Below are 18,000 nucleotides of genomic sequence, written 5' to 3' on the forward strand. Positions count from 1 at the left end.
GCAGACGCCTTCGGGGGCTTTTTCGCTCAGCGGTTCGAGCCGCGTCAATGATGAATTTGCCGCATCGAGTTCGGCTCGACGATGTTGTCGTCCTGCCGCGTCGGCGGGTTGCCGCCGTTCGCATCGCCGGGGCGTATATTTTGCTGCGCCTTGTAGTCGTCCTCCGGGGACGTGCCGCCTTGCGGAATATTCGTGTTGACGCGGTTTTCCAAATACCGTTCGTCCTTCATGCCGCGCTGGTCCTGATCCGGCTTTTGCTGCTCCTGCATCCGGTAGTTCGACTGCCGGCAGCCGGCCATCGTCAATGCCAGCAGCGCCGCTGCGACCGCGGTCGCCCATCTGTTCATGCTGTCCACCTTCTTCCTGCGCCAATATTTACGAAATCTTCTTTAGGATGTCCCGGAAAACGTGTTACAATTGAACTTACTTTACCCGACACAAGAAGCACTCAAGCAGGGAGGCGAACGCACCATGAGAAAACAGACGATTTTATTCGATTTGGACGATACGCTCATCCATTGCAACAAATATTTCGACGACGTCCTCGATCAATTCGCCGATCTGATGACGACCTGGTTCAACGGCTTTTCGCTGCAGGCGGACGAAATCAAGCGCAAGCAGTACGAATTCGACTCGGCGGGCGTCCATAAGCTCGGTTTCGTCGCCGATCATTTCCCCGATTCGCTCGTTCAGACGTACGACCACTATACGGCCGTAACCGGCCGGGAGCCGAGCGAGACGGAGCGCAAGCGGCTGTACGATTTGGGCAAGAGCGTTTACGAGTTTCCGGACATCGAGCCTTATCCGAATATGGCGGAGACGCTGGAGCATTTGAGGGTGCAGGGGCATGAGCTGTTTCTGTATACGGGCGGCGAGTCGGCGATTCAGCATAAGAAGGTGAAGCAGATGGGACTCGACGCCTTTTTTGGGGACCGGCTGTTCGTCTCCTCGCATAAAACGACGGCGGTGCTCGAGTCGATCTTGTCCAAGCATCGCTTCGACCGCGCGAAGACGTGGATGATCGGCAATTCGCTGCGGACCGACGTGCTCCCGGCTCTCGAGACGGGCATTAACGCGATCCACATTCCGGCGATTACGGAATGGCAGTTCAACGTGATCGACATCGACGTGAAGCCGAAACGGGCGTTTCTTCGTCTGCCGAAGCTGATGGACGTGCCCCCGGCGATCGAGCGGTACAGCTTGGTTTGATGAGGGAAGCGAAGCGAGAAAGCTTCGTTGAGAGTGAAAAAAGGACCGGAACCGACAGTTTTCCCCTGTCGCTTTCGGTCCTTTTTGGCTTCCGACGTCCTGTCGCCTCCGGGTCCCTTTACCCCCGCTTCGCCTCGCGGTACGCCGCCATGTACTGGGCCGCCTTCTCCGCGACGAGCGCGTAATTGCCCGTCTTCACCGCCTCCGACGTCAAGTCGGAGCCGATGCCGACGGCGATCGCGCCCGCCTTGATCCATTCGCCCAGGTTGGCGAGCGAGACGCCGCCGGTCGGCATGATGTTCGCCTGCGGCATCGGCCCTTTGATCGCCTTGATCATCGAAGGCGAATACAGGTTGCCCGGGAACAGCTTGACGATGTCGACGCCGAGCTCGAGCGCCGCCTGGATTTCCTGAACGGTCATGACGCCCGGCATGACCGGCACGCGGTACCGGTTGCACAGCGTCACCGTCTGCGGATTGAGCGACGGTCCCACGACGAACTCGGCCCCGCTCAGGATGGCGGCGCGAGCCGTCTCGGGGTCGAGCACGGTGCCGACGCCGATGATCGCGTACCGGTCGCTTCCCGGCTGCGCGCTCGAATAGCGGGACGCCAGCTGCTCGATCGCCCGCAGCGCGAACGGGACGGTCATCGTCACTTCGATGACCTTGATCCCTCCCGCGATCGCCTGCTCGGCCATGGTCACGACTTCCTCCGGCGTATCGCCCCGCAATACGGCGACGACGCCTTCCTCTACGATTTGCTGCACCAGCTTTATTTTTTTCACGTTCGATTCTACCTTTCCGTTTCCGTCATATTCGGTCCGTCCCGTTTATGCTTCTCACGCTCGGCATGCGGTAACTCCCAGGCTTCCGGCATTACCGCTCCACGTGCGTTTCGTTGTTCAGCGCGGCTTGGACCTCCGCCCACGTCGGCAGCCCTTCCCAGTCGCCCGCCGCCTGCACGACCATCGAGCCGATCAGGTTGCCGATCCGGACCGCTTCCGCATGGGAATACCCTTTCAGCAGGCCGACCAAAAATCCGGCGCAAAAGCCGTCGCCCGCCCCGACCGTATCGACGACACGCTCGGCCTTGAAATACGGCACGGACGTGACGTTCCCGTTCTCGACGAGAAACGTCCGGTCGTCGCCGCCCTTCACGACCGATACCGCCTTCAGCCGGGAAAGACGCGAGACGATCTGCTCGAAATCGTCGGTTTCGTACAGCAGCTTCAGCTCGTCCAGTCCGGGTAGAAAATAGTCCGCCTCCTCCGCCAGCGCGAGCAGAACGTTTCTCGCCTCCGCCGCGGACCACAGCTTCAGCCGCAAGTTCGGATCGAAGCATACGCGTACGCCGTGCTTGCGGGCGATGCGGATCGCCTCCCGGACCGTATCACGGCACGAATCGCTCAAGGCCGGGGTAATCCCCGTCACATGAAGCAGCTTCGCCCCCGCGATATACGCCTCGTCCAGCTGATCCGGGCGCATGAGGCTGGCCGCGGAATGCTTCCGGTAATAAAACACCGACGACTTGCCGTTCACGACTTCGCGGATGATGAGTCCGGTCGGCGCCCCGTCGACCAGAGCGGCGCGGGAGACGTCCACGCCTTCGCCGCGGATCAGCTTGAGCGCGTAGCGGCCGAGCGGATCGCCGCCCAGCTGTCCGCACCAGCCGCTCCGGTGGCCGAGCCGGGCTATGCCGATCGCGACGTTGCTCTCGGCGCCGGCGATCGACTTCTCGAAATGGGCCGAATATTCGATCCCTTTCGCACCGGTCGGCATCATCAATCCCATCGATTCGCCGAACGTGACGACTTCCGGCGCTTCGGCCGCTTCGGCCGTCCGTGCAACGTTATCACGGTTCGGGCTCATCATCGCACCATCCAGCCGCCGTCGACGCACAAAATATGTCCGTTCACGTAGTCCGACGCCTTCGAGGCGAGGAACACGGCCGCTCCCTGCAAATCTTCCGGCGTCCCCCACCGTCCTTGCGGGATGCGCTCCATAATTTGGCGGCTCCGGTTCTCGTCGGCGCGAAGCTGCGACGTATTGTCGGTTACCATATACCCCGGCGCGATGGCATTGACGTTGACGCCTTTGCTCGCCCATTCGTTGGCAAGCGCTTTCGTGATGCCCGCGACCGCATGCTTGCTGGCGGCGTAGCCCGGGACGTTGATGCCGCCTTGGAACGACAGCATCGACGCGATGTTGATGATTTTACCGCCGCCCTGCTTGATCATCTCGCGGCCGACGAGCTGGCAGAGGAAAAAGACGGAGTTCAAATTCAAGTCGAGCACGTCGTGCCAATCCGACGCCGCATGGTCGGCCGCCGGTGTCCGGCGTATGATCCCCGCATTGTTGACCAGAATGTCGATCCGGCCGAACGCGTCCAGCGTCTGCCCGACGACGCCCGGCAGCGCCGCTTCGTCGCTCAGGTTGGCCGTCATCGCCAGCGTCTTCCGTCCGAGCCCCTCGACGGCTCGTACCGTTTCGTCGAGCGGACTGCGGTTCGTCACGAGCGCGACGTCGGCCCCCGCCTCGGCCAAGCCGATCGCGATGCCTTGTCCGAGCCCTCCGGCCGCTCCCGTCACGAGCGCCGTTTTCCCTTGCAAATCGAATAATTTCATCGTTTCACCTCTACCCCGGTTTTGCCCTCATCTTATCAAATTTAAACGTTTAAATCAATGCACAAAAAGAAGGCGCTCCTCATAGCGGAGTGCCCCCGTTACGCCTTTCTCTTGTCGTCGCGCTTCGCGGAGAAGCGTTTATGACGACAGCCTCTTTGGCCGGTCCATCGCGCACAACGAACAGCTGCACCGCGCTGCGAATATCAGGAACGTTTCGTCCCATGCCGCTCCTCCTTATCGTCCCGATCGAACACGCCGTAGCCGATATGATAGTCGGCTTCGACGCCCGATCCGTCCGGGGACGCGAACGACTCGGCGTAACACCGCTCCATCGCCTCGATCAGCCTGCGCCCGCCGACGCCGCGCGGTCCCGCCGCAATCGCGTTGCCGGCGCCGACCCGCTTCACCCGATGGAGAAACGTCCGGACGTCCGGATGCACCTCCGTCCGTATCCGTTCCTCCCAACGGAACGTGCCGGGCAAGCCCGCAAGCCAGGCCGTCCATTCGTCCTTGCCGGCGAACGTCTGGCCGTGCGGGGCGGGGCGAAGGCCGAGCAGCGCTTCCGCCCGCGCGAACGCGGCGTGCAGCTGGCGAAACGTATTCGGCCCGAACGTGGAAAAGGCGAGACGCCCCCCGCCCGGCCGCAGCAGCCGCGCGCAAGCTTGCGCCGTTCCCCCGGGGCTGTCCAGCCATTGGAACGCGGCGTTCGAGACGACGAGATCGAAGACGGTACCTTCTCCCGCCTCCCTCAGCCGAGCCACCACCGCCTCCGCGTCCCCTTCGATATAAGATACGCGTCCGGCCGCCCCCGGCTGCGCGGCGTCGAGCTTCCGCCGAGCCTCCTCGATCATCCGCCCCGACAGCTCGACGCAAACGATCCGGGCTTCCGGGAACGCGGCGGCCAGCATCGCGGTCAGCCGCCCGGTCCCGCTGCCGATTTCGAGGATCGTCCCGGTATGGCCCCTCCGCTGGGCCGGGTGATCCGAGACGAGCGCGGCCAGCCGTTCCGCCATCTCCAGCTGCACGTCCGCAAACGTCTCGTATTCGTGGGCGTGACGGTCGAAATGTTTTTTCACGAGCGATTTATCGATTCCCATGCAGCCACTCCCCCAGCTTCCCGGCGAACGCCTCGGGGCGAGTCCGGAACGGCATATGGCCCGCGCCCGCGAAAACGATCTTCGCGTCGTCGGGGACGTCCGATAAGGCGCCGAGCGGACAGATCGGATCGTCCGAGCCGTGCAGCCACACGACCGGCGGTCGGCCGTTCCGGCTTGCCCTGTACCGTTCCCACCGCTCCGTCAAATCGGCTTCGAGCAAATAGCCGAGCCCCGCGTCCAGCCCTTCGGCCGAAAAATCGGTGTCGTCCAGGGAAACCGGCATGCCGCCTTCGACCGCGGTCCGAACCGCCGCTTGCCGTTCCGCCCGCTCGTCCTCCGACAGCATCGCCTCGGCGAACGCGCGAAGCGTCTCCTCCGGCTTCTTCCGCAGCTGCGCGCGCATGCGGCGGACGATGCGGGCCGGCCAGGCGCGCGTCCGGTCGTCTCCGACGAAGCGGAGCGTGGCGCCGACCGCGGCGACGGACAAGTCGGAGGCGGGGCCGCCGCCGGTACAGCCGTCCGCCCGCTCCCGCTCTGACGCGAACGCCATCGCCGCTTCCAGCGCCAGCATCCCGCCCATCGACCAGCCGACGAGCGCGAGCGGCCCCGCCGTCGCCTCCTTCCGGATCGTCCGACGCAGCCGTTCCCGCATGCTCTCGACCGACGAACAGCCCTCGTACGTAAAAAGCCGATGGCGGAAGCCCGGCAGCTGCCGCACCGTCTCGTCCCACACGCGGGGCGAGGCGCCCCAGCCGTGCACCCAGACGATCGTCGACGCTCTCACGCGCCGATCACCCCCAGCTCGACGCCGATGCGCCGAATGACGGCGACCGCCTCGCGCAGGTCGTCCTCGCGGTGCGTCGCCATCGGCGTCAGCCGGATGCGCGCCGTCCCTTCCGGCACGGTGGGCGGGCGGATCGGCACGGCGGCGATCCCTTCCTCCTGCAGCCGGCGGCCGAACGCGAGCGTCTTGTCGCTGGCGCCGACGATCACCGGGACGATGTGACACTCGCTCTCGCCGGTGTCGAACCCGGCCTCGCGCAGCTCCGAACGCAGCTGCGCCGCCGTGCGGAGCAGCCGTTCCCGGCGCCATCCTTCCGCGACGGCCGTGCTCCATTGGTCGCGGATCGCATGGACGACCATCGGCGGCGGCGCCGTCGTATAGATCAGGCTTCGCGCCTTGTTGACCAAATAGTCGACCAGCACCGCATCGCCCGCCGCATAGCCGCCGCAGCAGCCGTACGCTTTGCTGAACGTGCCCATATGGACGTCGATCCGATCGGTCAGCCCGCACGCGCGGGCGAGCCCTTCGCCGCGATCGCCGAATACGCCGCCGCTGTGCGCTTCGTCGACCATGAGCATCGCGCCGTACCGCTCCTTCAGCTCGACGAGCGCGGCCAGCGGCGCGAGGCTGCCGTCCATGCTGAAGACGGCGTCGGTGACGATCAGCTTGCGCTTCGACGGGTCGGCCTTGCGCAGCAGCGCCTCCAAATGATCCATGTCGCGATGCCGGTAGCGGACGAGCTCGGCGCGGCTCAGCACCGCCCCGTCGACGATGCTGGCGTGATTGAGCCGGTCGCTGAAGACGATATCGTTGCGGCCGACGAGGGCGCTGACGATGCCGACGTTGGCCATGTAGCCGCTGCCGAAGACGAGGCACGCTTCGGTGCCCTTGAATGCGGCGAAATCGCGCTCGAGCCGGCCGACTGCGGGGTCACCCCCGACGACGAGCCGGGAAGCGGTCGAGCCGGTCCGGATCGTCCTCTCCGGTTCGGCGTCGCCGCCGCCCTCTTTTCTCCAGCGGTCCAAAACCGTCTCGTCCAGCCGATGGTCCAGCCCCAAATAATGGTTCGACGCAAGGTTGAGCATCCGGCGGCCGTCCCGAACGATCCAGCCTTCGCCGTCCGCCGGGGACGATTCCGTCAACGTACGATGCAGCCCCTCCCGCTTCAAGCGGTCCAGCTCGTCGATCATCCACGCCCACTTCGTCGTACGTCCCTCCGCGCGGGTCTCGCTCATAGCGCGCACAGCTCGATTTCGAAGCCCAAATCCTCGATCATCCGGTGATCGGCCGACGCTTCCTGGCCTTCGGTCGTCAAGTAATCGCCGACGAATATCGAATTGGCGGCATACAAGCCAAGCGGCTGCAGCGAACCCAGATTCACCTCGCGCCCTCCCGATACGCGGATCTCCTTCGTCGGGCAGACGAACCGGAACAGCGCCAGCACCTTCAAGCATTTGCGCGGGTTCAGCTCCCGCTTGCCTTCCAGCGGCGTCCCGGGAATCGGGTTGAGGAAGTTGACCGGAATCGAGTCCGCATCCAGCTCCCGAAGCGCATGAGCGATCTCGACGATTTGTACGTCCGTCTCGCCCATCCCGACGATGCAGCCCGAGCACGGCGACATGCCCGCCGCTTTTACCTTCTCTACCGTATCGACCCGGTCGTCGTACGTATGCGTCGACGTGATGGCGGCGAAATGGCCGGCGCTCGTATTCAAGTTATGGTTGTACCGGTCCACCCCCGCCTCCTTCAGCCGGCCCGCCTGCTCGTCCGACAATATGCCGAGGCAGGCGCATATTTTCATCGGCATCGTCGCCTTGATTTCCTTCACCGCCTCGACGACTTGATCCAGCTCCTTGCCGGTCGGCCCCCGTCCGCTCGCCACGATGCAGTACGTACCGACCTTCAGCTCCATCGCCTTGCGGGCGCCGTCCACGAGGACGTCCTTCTCCAGCAGCGGATATTTCGAGATCGGCGCCTTCGACACGATCGATTGGGAGCAGTATCCGCAATCTTCCGGACATAGGCCGCTTTTGGCATTGATGATCAAGTTCAGCTTCACTTTTTTGCCGAAATACGTTTTCCGGACCCGAAAAGCCGCCTGCAGCATCGGCAGCAGCTCGTCATCGTCCGCCTCGAGCACCTCGAGGCCTTCCTCGACGGTCAGTCGTTCGCCCCGCAGCGCTTTCTCCGCAAACCCGTCCCATTTCGAACGCCATTCGCTCATCCGTTACTCCTCCACCCTTATTCCGCATAATGTATCGCTTTGCACTTCCCCCAGCACGACCGACCAGTCCAGCCCGTCCCGGACCGCCTCCGTCCATTCCCGCGAAAAAACGCCGTCCTTCCGCTCGACTCGAGGCAGAGTGCCCGCGATGGCGACTTCGCCGAAAACGCGGATCATCTCGGCGTTCTCCTCGACCGCACGGCGGTCCGAGCCGTCGGCCGCGCAGCCGTTCAGCACGACGCCGGCGACGGGGATGCCGAGCTGCCGCGCCAGCGCCACTGTCAGCAGCGTATGGTTGACCGTTCCCAGCCCGGGCCGCGCAACGATCAGAAGCGGCAGGCCGAGATCGGCGGCCAGATGGGCGACCAGCTTCGTCTCCGTCAACGGAACGGCCAACCCGCCCGCTCCTTCGGCAAGCAGGAAGTCGCCACCGCTCATCCGCCGTTTCCCTTCGGCGACGAGCTCCGCGTAATCGACCGGCCGGCCGATTCGCCGGGCGGCCATCCAAGGCGCCAGCGGATCGGGGTACGTGAACGTCGCGATGCTGCCCGCAGGCTGCTCGAGCCGCCCTTCCGCCCGAAGCCGAAAGCTGTCCGCTCCCGCGTCGTCCGGCGATGCGGCACCGGTTTGCACCGGCTTCCAGACGCGGACGTCCCCGACCGGAAACGCCCCCGCCGCGACCATGCTCCGGATCGCGGCCGCCATTCCCGCCGTTACGCACGTTTTGCCGACCTCCGTATCCGTCCCGGTTACGAATATGCCTCGTCGGTTCATCGCTTTCGCCTCCTCTCGGTTGTCGTCGCCACTCCATCTCGCCGACGAATTGTTAACCTCTTTCCATCCTACTAGGTTGACAATTAAACTAGAACCGATTGTACACGATTTCCCCGAATGCGGCAACGCCCAAATTCCGCTCCGACCGCAAGTGGATTTCGCCAAGTCGATGGCGTACAATATTCCGTAAGCGGCCCGCAAACGGCCGCAACGGCTAACCTGTACCGCCTTTCCGGCCCGCCGGCCGAAAGGCCGTTTCCCAGCGAGGAGGACCGTCCATGTCCGAATGGTCATTGCCGCAGCAATACATGCTGCTCGCCGTCGATCGCGCCGCGCACAAGCACCGCACGCCGCTCAAGCAAACGATGCAAACGTACGTCTGCGGGGCCGGCATCGTCGCGCTTCTGCTGGACGGCCGTCTCCGGATCGCCGGCGACGGCAAGCTGGAGGTAGCCGATGCCGCGCCTACCGGAACCGAGGCCGGCGATTTGCTGCTGGCGCACTTGGCATCCGCCAAAAAACCGAAAACGATGCGCAAATGGATGCAGGACATCTACTCCATCGGCCGCTTTCGCTCCGCCTACTTCGCCGCCGAAGCGAAGCCGCTGCTCGGCGACGGGTGGCTGCGCGAGGAGAAGCGCAAGGTGCTGTTCGTCTTTCCCGCCGTCCGATACGTCCCGCATAACGGCGCCGTCGGCCGGATCGTAAGGCGCATTCGCTCCGGGATGCTGCAGCCGGGGACCGTGGACGACACGACCGCCCTGCTCGTCATGCTGCTCGAAGCGTCGAAGCTCGCCAAGCCGTACTTCTCCGCATCGGAGCAGGATCAGCTTCGCAACAAGCTGAAGGCGCTTCAGGAGCAGCAAGGCGAACGATGGGCGACGATCCGGCATATTCGCCGGGCGATCGACGACATGAATGCCGTCATCGTCACGACGACGGTAACTTAAGCCCGCCCGGCTCCCGCTAAACAAAAAAAACGCCTCCGTACGAGTAACGGAGGCGGTCACTACCGCAAAACATTATGGCGTATCGACGATTGTCAGCCGTTCGGACGCCGGAATGCGCGGCTGCGCCGGGGGCACCTTGGCCGGGTAGCCCATGTGCAGGCTCGCGACGGCCCGTTCCCCGAGACCGATGCCGAGCGTATCGCGAAATTCCGTTTGCGTCAGCAGCGGGTAGCTTTCCCAGACGAGCCCGATGCCCTGCTCCCAAGCGAGCAGGCTGAAATTTTGAATGAGACAGCTGACGGCCGCATAGTCCTCCTCCCGCACCGCCATATTCGGGTTCTCCGACATGACGACGACGAGGATGAGCGGGACGTTCATGAACCGGTCGTAAAACGTTTGCCCGAGCTCGGCTCGCTTCGCCGGGTCGCTTTCCCGCTTCTCCGCGTTCCGTCGCGCAATGTCGGCGATGCGCCGCCGGCCTTCCCCCCGCACGAGCACGAACCGCCACGGCTGCGTCAGACGATGGTTCGGCGCCCATACCGACGTGTCGAGCAGCTCTTCGACCAGACCGACGTCCACCTCGCGGCTCTCGAATTGGTGGACCGATCTTCGTTCTTTCATCAAACGGGCGAGCCCGGTTTCCGTCTGCGCTATCGTCATCGAATTTTCCTCCTGCCCCTCATTGTGATAATGAGACTCATTATCATTTATAAGTGACAGTGTACCACACCATCCCGCCCCGACGATATGGAATTTTCTTCACCGGACATGGACTTTCGGGTACGGCAAAAAAACGGGCCGGCCGACTGCCGCCGACCGCCCGTTCGGGTTGGGACTACCGATTTCTTGTCCGAATCGGGAACACGTTAAAATCCCGTCGCTCCCGCCTCCGCCAGCGTCGTCTGCAGCTCGCCGTGCACCGCACCGTTCGTCGCGAGCACATGACGCACCGCCAGCGTGTACGGCTGCCCCGCCGTATCCGTCACCTGGCCGCCCGCTTCGCGGACGAGCAGCGCTCCGGCCGCAATATCCCAGCTGTTCAGCCCGATCTCCCAAAAGCCGCTCAGCCGTCCCGCCGCAACGTACGCCAGATGAAGCGCGGCGGACCCCGCCACGCGGATGTTGCGCACCTTCGGCGCCACCGCCTGCACGCCCTTCATATTCGCCGGAAGCGCGTGGCGGCTGTCGGCCGGAAAGCCGGTGGCGATCAGCGCGTCGGACAGCTTGACCTCCCCGGACACGTGCATCGGCTTGCCTTTGACATATGCGCCCTTCCCCTTCTCCGCGACGAACAGCTCGTCCCGGTTCGGATCGTACACGACGCCGACGATCACTTCGCCGCGATGCGCGAGCGCGATCGATACGGAAAAGAACGGAAAGCCGTGGACGAAGTTGGTCGTGCCGTCGATCGGATCGACGATCCACAAATATTCGTCGTCCTGCATCTCCTGCAGCGCTTTCGCCGATGCGTCCGCGCCGGGCGCGACGCCCTCCTCGCCCAATATCGAATGATGCGGAAAATGCGTCTTGATCAAGTTGCGGATCATCGTCTCCGAACCTTTGTCGACCTCGGTCACCAAGTCGTGCGGCGTGCTTTTTTGCGTCAGCGAAGCGTGCGCCCCGAGCTTCAGCTTGATCCATTCGCCGGCCTTGGCGGCCGTGTTGATGGCGACGGCGGTAAAGCTTTTGCCGCCTACGGTAAAAATGGGTTTTGGCTCATTGCTCAACGGTAGATCACTCTTTTCTTTCAATACGTTGCGATACGAATTAGTATATTACATATACGCTTCGATGTCCTCGGAGTTTCACCCAAATTGGTTAGGCGCTTTCCACAAATCGGCCGGCCCTCTCGCCGGTCATCCCCAAATCATGCGGATCGCGAGCGCGATCAGTGTAAGACGAAGCACCCACAGCAGAGCCCCGCCGCTCATCCTGCGGACGATCCGCGCCCCGAGCCAGCCGCCCAGCCATGCCCCGGGAGCAAGCGCGATCGCGCTGTAGACGTCGATCTCGCCGTGGTAGCCGTGCGTGATGCTGCCGAGAATCGAGGACAGGAAAATGACGAACATCGACGTCGCCGTCGCCACGTGCGGCGGGTAACGGAACAGCAGCACCATGACCGGTACGAACAACGACCCTCCGCCGATGCCGAACAGACCCGAGATGAACCCCACGGCGAACCCGACGGCGAGCGCCGACGGGATGTTGTAGCCGTATCGGTGCTCCTCGCCCTTCGCGTCCGTGAACGTCCGCTTGATGCGCCAATCGATCGCGGACGGCTTCAGCCTGCTGCGCAGCATGAGCAAGCCCGCCATGAACAGCATGAAAATGCCGAACGACAGCTCGAACGGCCGGGGGGCGAACTGACCGGTCAGCGAGGCGCCGATCATCGCCGCCGGTCCGCTCGTGACGAAGTAGAGCCAGCCGCTGCGGAAATCGACCTTCTTCTCCTTCATGAAGGTCAAGGTGGACGATAAGGCCGTGAAGATCAAGACGGTCAGCGAAGTGCCGACCGCCGTCGCCGTCGTGATGTCCCGGTCGAGAAAAATCGGGGCGATATACAGAAGCGCGGGCACGATGATGATGCCGCCGCCCAGCCCCACGATGCTGCCGAACGTCGCGGAAACGGCGCCGATTAGAAGCAGCAATAGGAATCCCGTCATCCGTTACTCCCCTTTTCCCGTTATTCTCCCTACTGTAGCAAGCGGGCAACGGTTCGTCAACCGACGGTCCGGTCCTCGCGTTCGCGCGAAAAAGCCGCCCGCCGGAAATCGGTGGACGGCCTCCCCGCAGCGCTCGAAACCGCATTCAGACGCCGATAATATGATAGCCGTTGTCGACGTGAATCACTTCGCCGGTAATGCCTCTCGACAGAGGGCTCATGAGGAACATCGCGGTGTCGCCGACCTCGGCCGTTTCGGTCGTGCGGCGCAGCGGCGCTTTTTCCTCGACCTGCCGGAGAATCGAGTTGAAATCTTTGATGCCTTTCGCGGCGAGCGTCCGGATCGGGCCCGCGGAAATGCCGTTGACGCGGATGTTGAATTGGCCGAGGTCGTTCGCCAAATAACGGACGCTCGCTTCGAGCGCCGCCTTGGCCACGCCCATGACGTTATAATTTTTCATCGCGCGCTCGGCGCCGAGATACGTCATCGTCATGATGCTGCCGCCTTCGGTCATCAGCGGATAGACGCGCTTCGAGACGGCCGTCAGCGAGTATGCGCTTATGTCGTGGGCGAGCGCGAAGCCGTCGCGGGACGTGTCGACGAACAGACCTTCCAGCTCCTCCGTCCGGGCGAAGGCGATACTGTGCACGAAGCCGTGCAGCACGCCGAAATGCTCCTTCAACGCGCCGGCCAGCGTATCGATTTCTTCGTCGACCGTAACGTTGCACGGCAGGACGAGCGAGTTCGGAATTGTGTCCGCCAGCTTCCGCACCCGTTCCTCCACCCGCTCGCTTTCGTACGTGAAGGCGAGGCGCGCGCCTTGCGCGGCCAGCGATTGCGCGATCGCCCATGCGATGCTCCGGTCGTTCGCGACGCCCATGATCAAAATGTTCCGGTTTGCCAACAATGCGCTCATCGTCGTTTCCCCTCTCGACTATGGAGCCGCCGGTTCTCGCGGCGGTCATCCGTTCTCCCGATTCGGCCGGGTTCGGCACGAATCGCACGGCTATCCGCGAAGCTCGAAGGACGCTTGATCGAGCTTGACGACGCCGTTCTCCCCTTGCAAATCTTCCATCAGCTTGAACAAGGCGGAATCCTTCATCTTCGCCTCGAGCATGACGTCGAGCCGCTCTGTCCCCGCCTCCGCGGCGGTCCGCAAAAACGAGAGCAGCTTGTCCGCCTCCACGTAGTCCGCATGACCGCGCGGATCTTTGTCGCTTTTCGGGCTGGACATGTGGATTTTCGGCGGAATCGCTTCCCCCCGCCAAGTCGCTGCGATCCGCGGCCACAGCTCCGAGACGGTTTCCTCCCCGGGATTGACGTCGTGATGGTGAACGTCCAGCACCATCGGCACGCCTACCCGCTCGCAAATGTCGAGCGTTTCCCGGGCGGTGAACGTCTTGTCGTCGTTTTCGAGCGTCATCCGCCGCCGCACGGCCTCGTCCAGCTCCCCGAACTGGCGGACGAACCGATTGCCCGCCTCCGTTTTGTCGCCGTACGTCCCGCCTACGTGGATGTTGCACTTGGCCCGCTCGTCCAGCCCCATCGTATCAAGTATGAGCGCATGCCGGCGCAAATCGTCGATCGAATGGCGAAGCACGTCCGCCCTCGGCGTGCTCAGCACGGTGAAGTGGTCGGGATGGAAGCTGACCCGCATGCCGTGCTCCTTCGCGTAGTCGCCTACCGCCCTGAAATCCGGCTCCAGGTCCGGTATCGGGTTCCAGCCTTCCAGCATCTCGTGCCCGATCAGCGGGATCAGTCTGGACGAAAAGCGGTACAGCCGAATATCGTGGGCGCGGTTATGCCGCAGCAGCCGCAGCGTGTTGTGCAAGTTTTCCGCGGCGATTCGCTCCAGCTTGCGGATCGCCGCTTCCCGGTCGGCGATTTTGGCGAAGCCGGTGGCGGTCATCGTTTTGGACGGCGAAGCGTTTTGAACTACGGTCGACATGGCGACGTATCCGAGTCTGACGATCACGTCATCGTTCCTCCCATCGGGCTTTTTGTTATCGTGCCCGAAGGGAGGAATACGATGCCATGCGTACGGCGAAGAAGGCTTGTCCGGCGTCGGTTACGCTTCCGCGGCGGGTGCGAATCCCCGCTTGCGCAGCCAATTCGCGCATTCGAGCGTCCAGGTGTACGCTTGCGGATGGGCTTCCGCCAAGCCGATGCCGTGACGGCCGCTTTCGTAAACGTGCAGATCGAACGGAATGCGGTGCCGGCTGAGCGCGGAAGCGAACAGCAGGCTGTTCTCGACCGGAACGCCCTCGTCGTCCGCCGTGTGCCATAGAAACGTCGGCGGCGTTCCGGCATGGACCGCCAGCTCGCCCGACAGCTCCTCACGAAGCGGCTGCGGAGCGTCCGGTCCGAGCAGGCTGTCCATCGAGCCCACATGCTGGAAGGCCGTGAACGAAATGACCGGATAGCATAAGACGAGCGCGTCCGGCCTCGAGCTTACGCGCTCGATCGGGTCCTCCGCCTCCGGATCGCCCTCCGTGAAGTGAACGCCCGCCATCGCGGCGGCATGTCCGCCCGCGGAGAAGCCCAGCATGCCGATCCGGCCCGGATCGATGCCGTATTCGGCGGCGTGGGTGCGCACCCAGCGGATCGCCCGGCGGCAATCCTCAAGCGGCGCCGGGTGCCGGTACGGCGCCACGCGGTAGTGCAGCACGAACGCGGCGATGCCGAGCGAATTGAGCCACCGGGCGACCGGCTCGCCCTCGTGCTGCGCGCGCTTTTGGTAGCCGCCTCCCGGACATACGACGACGCAGCCGACCGGCTCCGTACGGCGTACCGGATAGGCGACGAGACGCGGGCGGTCTTCTTCGCCGTTCCCGCGCGCTAGCGGCGCCCCCTCTGGCCACAGTTCAATCATCATGACGCAACTCTTCCCTTTCTCATCCCCAAATTGGCTGTCAGGTTTGATTCGTTTCGTTTCTTTCGCCGAAAAACATTTCGTGCGCCAGCGCGGTCTGGATGCGAGCTTCCTCTTCGGTGAGCCGGCGGACGAGCTCCATCTCGACCTCCGTCACTTCCTCGCCCTGAAAGTTGATTTCGGCGATGGAGACGACGATTTTGACGATGGCGACCGCTTCGTTGTTCGGCGCGTAGGCGATTACCTTCTGTCCGGTCGGGTAGACGCGGAACCCTTTTTTGACCATTTTGCCCCGCCCGTATTCCAGCAGTTCGTACAATTCCTGCTCCGACTTGAACTTGCATACGGAGTTGAATTCCGTCGCGAAGCCCATTGGCTCATCCCTCCCGGTCCATGTGTTGGTTCGAACGAAAACCGGACGTTCAGTCCGGATCGAACGTGTAGCGAATCGACTGCTTGGAGGCGTGCCGTTCCAGCGCGAGCCGGATCAAATCGTTCAGCAGCTCGCCGTACGGCTTGCCGGATTCCTTCCAGAGCAGCGGATACATGCTGAACGGCGTAAAGCCGGGCATCGTGTTGATTTCGTTGATGAGCACCGCTCCGTCCGACTTGCGCAGGAAAAAATCGACCCTCGACAATCCCGTGCCGTCGATCGCCTGGAACGCGCGCACGGCCATCTCGCGAATTTCGTCGGCTTTCCCTTCCGGAAGCTCGGCCGGGATGATCATCGCCGACTTTCCGTCGATATATTTGGCCCGGTAATCGTAAAATTCGTTCGACGACACGATCTCGCCGGGAACGGACGCTTCGGGCTCTTCGTTGCCCAGCACGCTCACTTCGATTTCGCGCGCCTCGACGTATTCTTCCACGATCACTTTGCGGTCATATTGGAAAGCATCGGTAACCGCGGCGATCAGCTCGTCGCGGTTTCTCGCCTTGGAGATGCCCACGCTGGAGCCGAGGTTGGCCGGCTTGACGAAGCACGGATAGCCGACGGACACTTCGATTTCCATCAGGAAGTAAGGCTGATCCTTGTCCCATTGCGTGCGGGTAAAGTGCCGGAACACGCATTGCGGAAGCCCCTCCTGTGCGAATATTTTTTTCATCATCACTTTGTCCATGCCGACCGCCGAAGCCAAGACGCCGGCGCCGACGTACGGGATGCCCGCCATCTCGAACAAGCCCTGAATCGTCCCGTCTTCGCCATACGTGCCGTGAAGCAGCGGGAAGACGACGTCGAGCGGCTGCTGCGCCGGCTCGTCCTCGTCGCCGGCCTTCAGCAGCGTGCCGAAAAACGGCTGAAGCGCGTGGGGGGCCGGTTCCGCTCCGTCCGTTTCGATCGCCGGCGCATCCGGCTCGAACCGGAGCAGCTCCGCGCGATCGACCGGTCCCGCCAGACGCGGTCCGCTTCTCCATTCGCCCTGCTTCGTTATATAAAAAGGATGAATTTCGTATTGCTTATGATCGAACGCTCGGATTACGGCCAAAGCGGTTTGCAGGGAGACGTCGTGCTCGCCCGACTTGCCGCCGTACACCAACCCGACCCGAATTTTTCTGTTCATGGCAACCTCCGTTATGTATGAATAGGGAACCTGTCGTTTGCCGCATCCTAATCAGGAATAATCGTCCGCAATATGGAAAAAACGGTACCGGGTATTCGGCGTCCAGGCGTAAGAATCGCGATAATCCCAATAGCGCATCCGGCTGTCGACCGTATGCGCGTTGACGAGCGGCATGCCGGCCGCATCGAAGCCGGTGACGATCGTATTGTGCTGAAAGCGCCCGTCCCCGTCCCAGTCGTAGCAGATGACGTCGCCGATGGCGAGGCGCTGGGGAGAATCGACCGTTTCGGCGCGCAGGCCGCCCCGGCTGGAGGAGAGGTACGCGGACAAGCTGTGCGCGACCGCCCAGCTGTAGCTCCACAGCTCGCGGCTGCCGTCCTTGCCCTGGTACCACCAGCCCGATTCCCTTTTTCCAGTATAGTTCATGGGGGCTCCCCCTGCAAAGAGGCATTGGGAAACAAAGTTGGTGCAGTCGACCTCGAAATGAAGGTATTGCGGATTCGCTCCGTTCCACCACGTTTCCGCATAGCGCTGGGCTTTGGCGCGGTCGTAGCGCACCCGGCGCTCGCTCGTCGCGAGGACGGGAACGACGTTATAGTTCAAGTACGGCACGGACTTCGGACGGCTGTCCCCGGCTTCGTCCGGATCGAGAGGCGCGAACGGCGGAAGCGGGCCGGCGGGCCGGCGCTCGCCCGATATGGGCGAAACTCCGGTTATGACCCACTGCGATCTTTTTTTGGCCACCGTAATGCGTTCCCGCTCCATCCGTTCCTCGCGGATCGTCCGGCCGAGCTGCTCGTATTCCGCGCCGAGTCGGAGCTCCAGCTCGACGACGGCTTCCTGGCCGGACAGCTCGGAGGTGCGGATTTTCATCCCGGTTTCGCTGCGCAGCGGCGCGACCCCGCGGTCTTCCCGGCTCGTCTGCATCCGCCGGAGCCTATGCTCCAGACGGCGGACGAACTTGTCGTCGCGCACGATCGGCACGAGCTGGCCGACGTCGCCGTCCGTCTCCAGACGATTGCGGCGATGCGCGTACTCATAAACGGCCGACTTCCAATTGGCGAACATGAGCGATCCCTCCTTCTGACGTTTGAACGGCGGCAGACGGTCATGACGGTGCGATCCTTGCAGGCGGAAGCCGCTGTATAGAACCGCATTCGGCCGAAAGGGACGCGAGATGCGGGAATGTTGCGAACGCTATTCTCATGTGTATGTACGGCGCCGCGCAAAAATGTGCCGTCC

Annotated in this window: 20 protein-coding genes; 2 read left to right on the top strand and 18 right to left on the bottom strand. The window is 63.2% G+C overall.

All coding sequences use genetic code 11. The features are described from left to right. Window positions 1–44 precede the first annotated feature (44 nt). Window positions 45–347, bottom strand: coding sequence for a hypothetical protein (locus tag DLM86_RS28120; RefSeq protein WP_110843384.1), 303 nt, complete (start codon window positions 345–347; stop codon window positions 45–47). 124 nt (window positions 348–471) lie between these two features. On the opposite strand from DLM86_RS28120, the gene DLM86_RS28125 reads away from it, so the two are divergent. After that, the gene (locus DLM86_RS28125; RefSeq protein WP_110843385.1) at window positions 472–1,209 is read left to right on the top strand and encodes an HAD family hydrolase; all 738 of its coding nucleotides are present in this window, start codon (window positions 472–474) and stop codon (window positions 1,207–1,209) included. Window positions 1,210–1,327: 118 nt separating this feature from the next. Here DLM86_RS28125 and DLM86_RS28130 read toward each other — a convergent pair whose 3' ends face one another. The 8 genes from DLM86_RS28130 to bioD all read right to left on the bottom strand — a co-directional run bounded on the left by DLM86_RS28130 (window position 1,328) and on the right by bioD (window position 8,711). After that, window positions 1,328–1,993, bottom strand: a complete 666-nt coding sequence (locus DLM86_RS28130) for a bifunctional 2-keto-4-hydroxyglutarate aldolase/2-keto-3-deoxy-6-phosphogluconate aldolase (RefSeq protein ID WP_110843386.1) — start codon at window positions 1,991–1,993, stop codon at window positions 1,328–1,330. 91 nt (window positions 1,994–2,084) lie between these two features. Continuing rightward, window positions 2,085–3,077, bottom strand: coding sequence for a sugar kinase (locus DLM86_RS28135; RefSeq protein WP_110843387.1), 993 nt, complete (start codon window positions 3,075–3,077; stop codon window positions 2,085–2,087). Beyond that, window positions 3,077–3,832, bottom strand: coding sequence for a 2-dehydro-3-deoxy-D-gluconate 5-dehydrogenase KduD (kduD, locus tag DLM86_RS28140; RefSeq protein WP_110843388.1), 756 nt, complete (start codon window positions 3,830–3,832; stop codon window positions 3,077–3,079). The genes DLM86_RS28135 and kduD overlap by 1 nt, the downstream gene beginning before the upstream one ends. A 203-nt stretch (window positions 3,833–4,035) precedes the next feature. Further along, window positions 4,036–4,929, bottom strand: coding sequence for a methyltransferase (locus tag DLM86_RS28145; RefSeq protein WP_110843389.1), 894 nt, complete (start codon window positions 4,927–4,929; stop codon window positions 4,036–4,038). Next, the gene (locus DLM86_RS28150; RefSeq protein WP_110843390.1) at window positions 4,916–5,713 is read right to left on the bottom strand and encodes an alpha/beta fold hydrolase; all 798 of its coding nucleotides are present in this window, start codon (window positions 5,711–5,713) and stop codon (window positions 4,916–4,918) included. The genes DLM86_RS28145 and DLM86_RS28150 overlap by 14 nt, the downstream gene beginning before the upstream one ends. Beyond that, window positions 5,710–6,948 carry an aminotransferase class I/II-fold pyridoxal phosphate-dependent enzyme gene (locus DLM86_RS28155; RefSeq protein WP_245954978.1) on the bottom strand — a complete coding sequence of 413 codons (1,239 nt, stop codon included), beginning with the start codon at window positions 6,946–6,948 and terminating at the stop codon, window positions 5,710–5,712. The genes DLM86_RS28150 and DLM86_RS28155 overlap by 4 nt, the downstream gene beginning before the upstream one ends. Further along, the gene (gene bioB, locus DLM86_RS28160; RefSeq protein ID WP_110843391.1) at window positions 6,945–7,937 is read right to left on the bottom strand and encodes a biotin synthase BioB; all 993 of its coding nucleotides are present in this window, start codon (window positions 7,935–7,937) and stop codon (window positions 6,945–6,947) included. Before bioB ends, DLM86_RS28155 begins: the two co-directional genes overlap by 4 nt. Before the next feature lie 3 nt (window positions 7,938–7,940). Beyond that, on the bottom strand, window positions 7,941–8,711 hold the full coding sequence (bioD, locus tag DLM86_RS28165; RefSeq protein WP_110843392.1) for a dethiobiotin synthase: 771 nt from the start codon (window positions 8,709–8,711) through the stop codon (window positions 7,941–7,943). Window positions 8,712–8,989: 278 nt separating this feature from the next. Between bioD and DLM86_RS28170 the strand changes: the two genes are divergently transcribed. Then, a complete protein-coding gene (locus tag DLM86_RS28170; RefSeq protein WP_110843393.1) occupies window positions 8,990–9,661 on the top strand; it encodes a GOLPH3/VPS74 family protein in 672 nt (223 codons plus the stop codon). Window positions 9,662–9,733: 72 nt separating this feature from the next. Here the strand turns inward: DLM86_RS28170 and DLM86_RS28175 are convergent, their stop codons facing one another. The 9 genes from DLM86_RS28175 to DLM86_RS28215 form a co-directional block, all read right to left on the bottom strand. Then, complete coding sequence (locus tag DLM86_RS28175; protein ID WP_110843394.1) at window positions 9,734–10,321, bottom strand: nitroreductase family protein; 588 nt, start codon at window positions 10,319–10,321, stop codon at window positions 9,734–9,736. Between the two features lie 206 nt (window positions 10,322–10,527). Continuing rightward, window positions 10,528–11,388: an inositol monophosphatase family protein gene (locus DLM86_RS28180; protein ID WP_110843395.1), complete on the bottom strand. Its 861-nt coding sequence runs from the start codon at window positions 11,386–11,388 to the stop codon at window positions 10,528–10,530. A gap of 129 nt (window positions 11,389–11,517) precedes the next feature. Further along, window positions 11,518–12,324 carry a sulfite exporter TauE/SafE family protein gene (locus tag DLM86_RS28185; RefSeq protein ID WP_110843396.1) on the bottom strand — a complete coding sequence of 269 codons (807 nt, stop codon included), beginning with the start codon at window positions 12,322–12,324 and terminating at the stop codon, window positions 11,518–11,520. A 145-nt stretch (window positions 12,325–12,469) separates the two neighbouring features. Continuing rightward, window positions 12,470–13,240 (bottom strand): enoyl-ACP reductase FabI, encoded by a 771-nt coding sequence (gene fabI / locus DLM86_RS28190; RefSeq protein WP_110843397.1) that lies wholly within the window; start codon window positions 13,238–13,240, stop codon window positions 12,470–12,472. A 90-nt stretch (window positions 13,241–13,330) separates the two neighbouring features. Further along, window positions 13,331–14,299: a UV DNA damage repair endonuclease UvsE gene (gene uvsE, locus DLM86_RS28195; RefSeq protein WP_110843398.1), complete on the bottom strand. Its 969-nt coding sequence runs from the start codon at window positions 14,297–14,299 to the stop codon at window positions 13,331–13,333. 93 nt (window positions 14,300–14,392) lie between these two features. Continuing rightward, window positions 14,393–15,199, bottom strand: a complete 807-nt coding sequence (locus DLM86_RS28200) for an alpha/beta hydrolase (RefSeq protein WP_110843399.1) — start codon at window positions 15,197–15,199, stop codon at window positions 14,393–14,395. A 37-nt stretch (window positions 15,200–15,236) separates the two neighbouring features. Beyond that, window positions 15,237–15,569 (bottom strand): hypothetical protein, encoded by a 333-nt coding sequence (locus DLM86_RS28205; protein ID WP_110843400.1) that lies wholly within the window; start codon window positions 15,567–15,569, stop codon window positions 15,237–15,239. A gap of 49 nt (window positions 15,570–15,618) precedes the next feature. Next, a complete protein-coding gene (locus tag DLM86_RS28210) occupies window positions 15,619–16,758 on the bottom strand; it encodes a D-alanine--D-alanine ligase (protein WP_110843401.1) in 1,140 nt (379 codons plus the stop codon). A 51-nt stretch (window positions 16,759–16,809) separates the two neighbouring features. Then, window positions 16,810–17,826 carry an amidase domain-containing protein gene (locus DLM86_RS28215; RefSeq protein WP_110843402.1) on the bottom strand — a complete coding sequence of 339 codons (1,017 nt, stop codon included), beginning with the start codon at window positions 17,824–17,826 and terminating at the stop codon, window positions 16,810–16,812. Between the last annotated feature and the right edge of the window lie 174 nt (window positions 17,827–18,000).

Origin of the sequence: Paenibacillus flagellatus (assembly GCF_003217775.1) — a bacterium.
In the GTDB taxonomy this organism is placed as follows: domain Bacteria; phylum Bacillota; class Bacilli; order Paenibacillales; family NBRC-103111; genus Paenibacillus_AB; species Paenibacillus_AB flagellatus.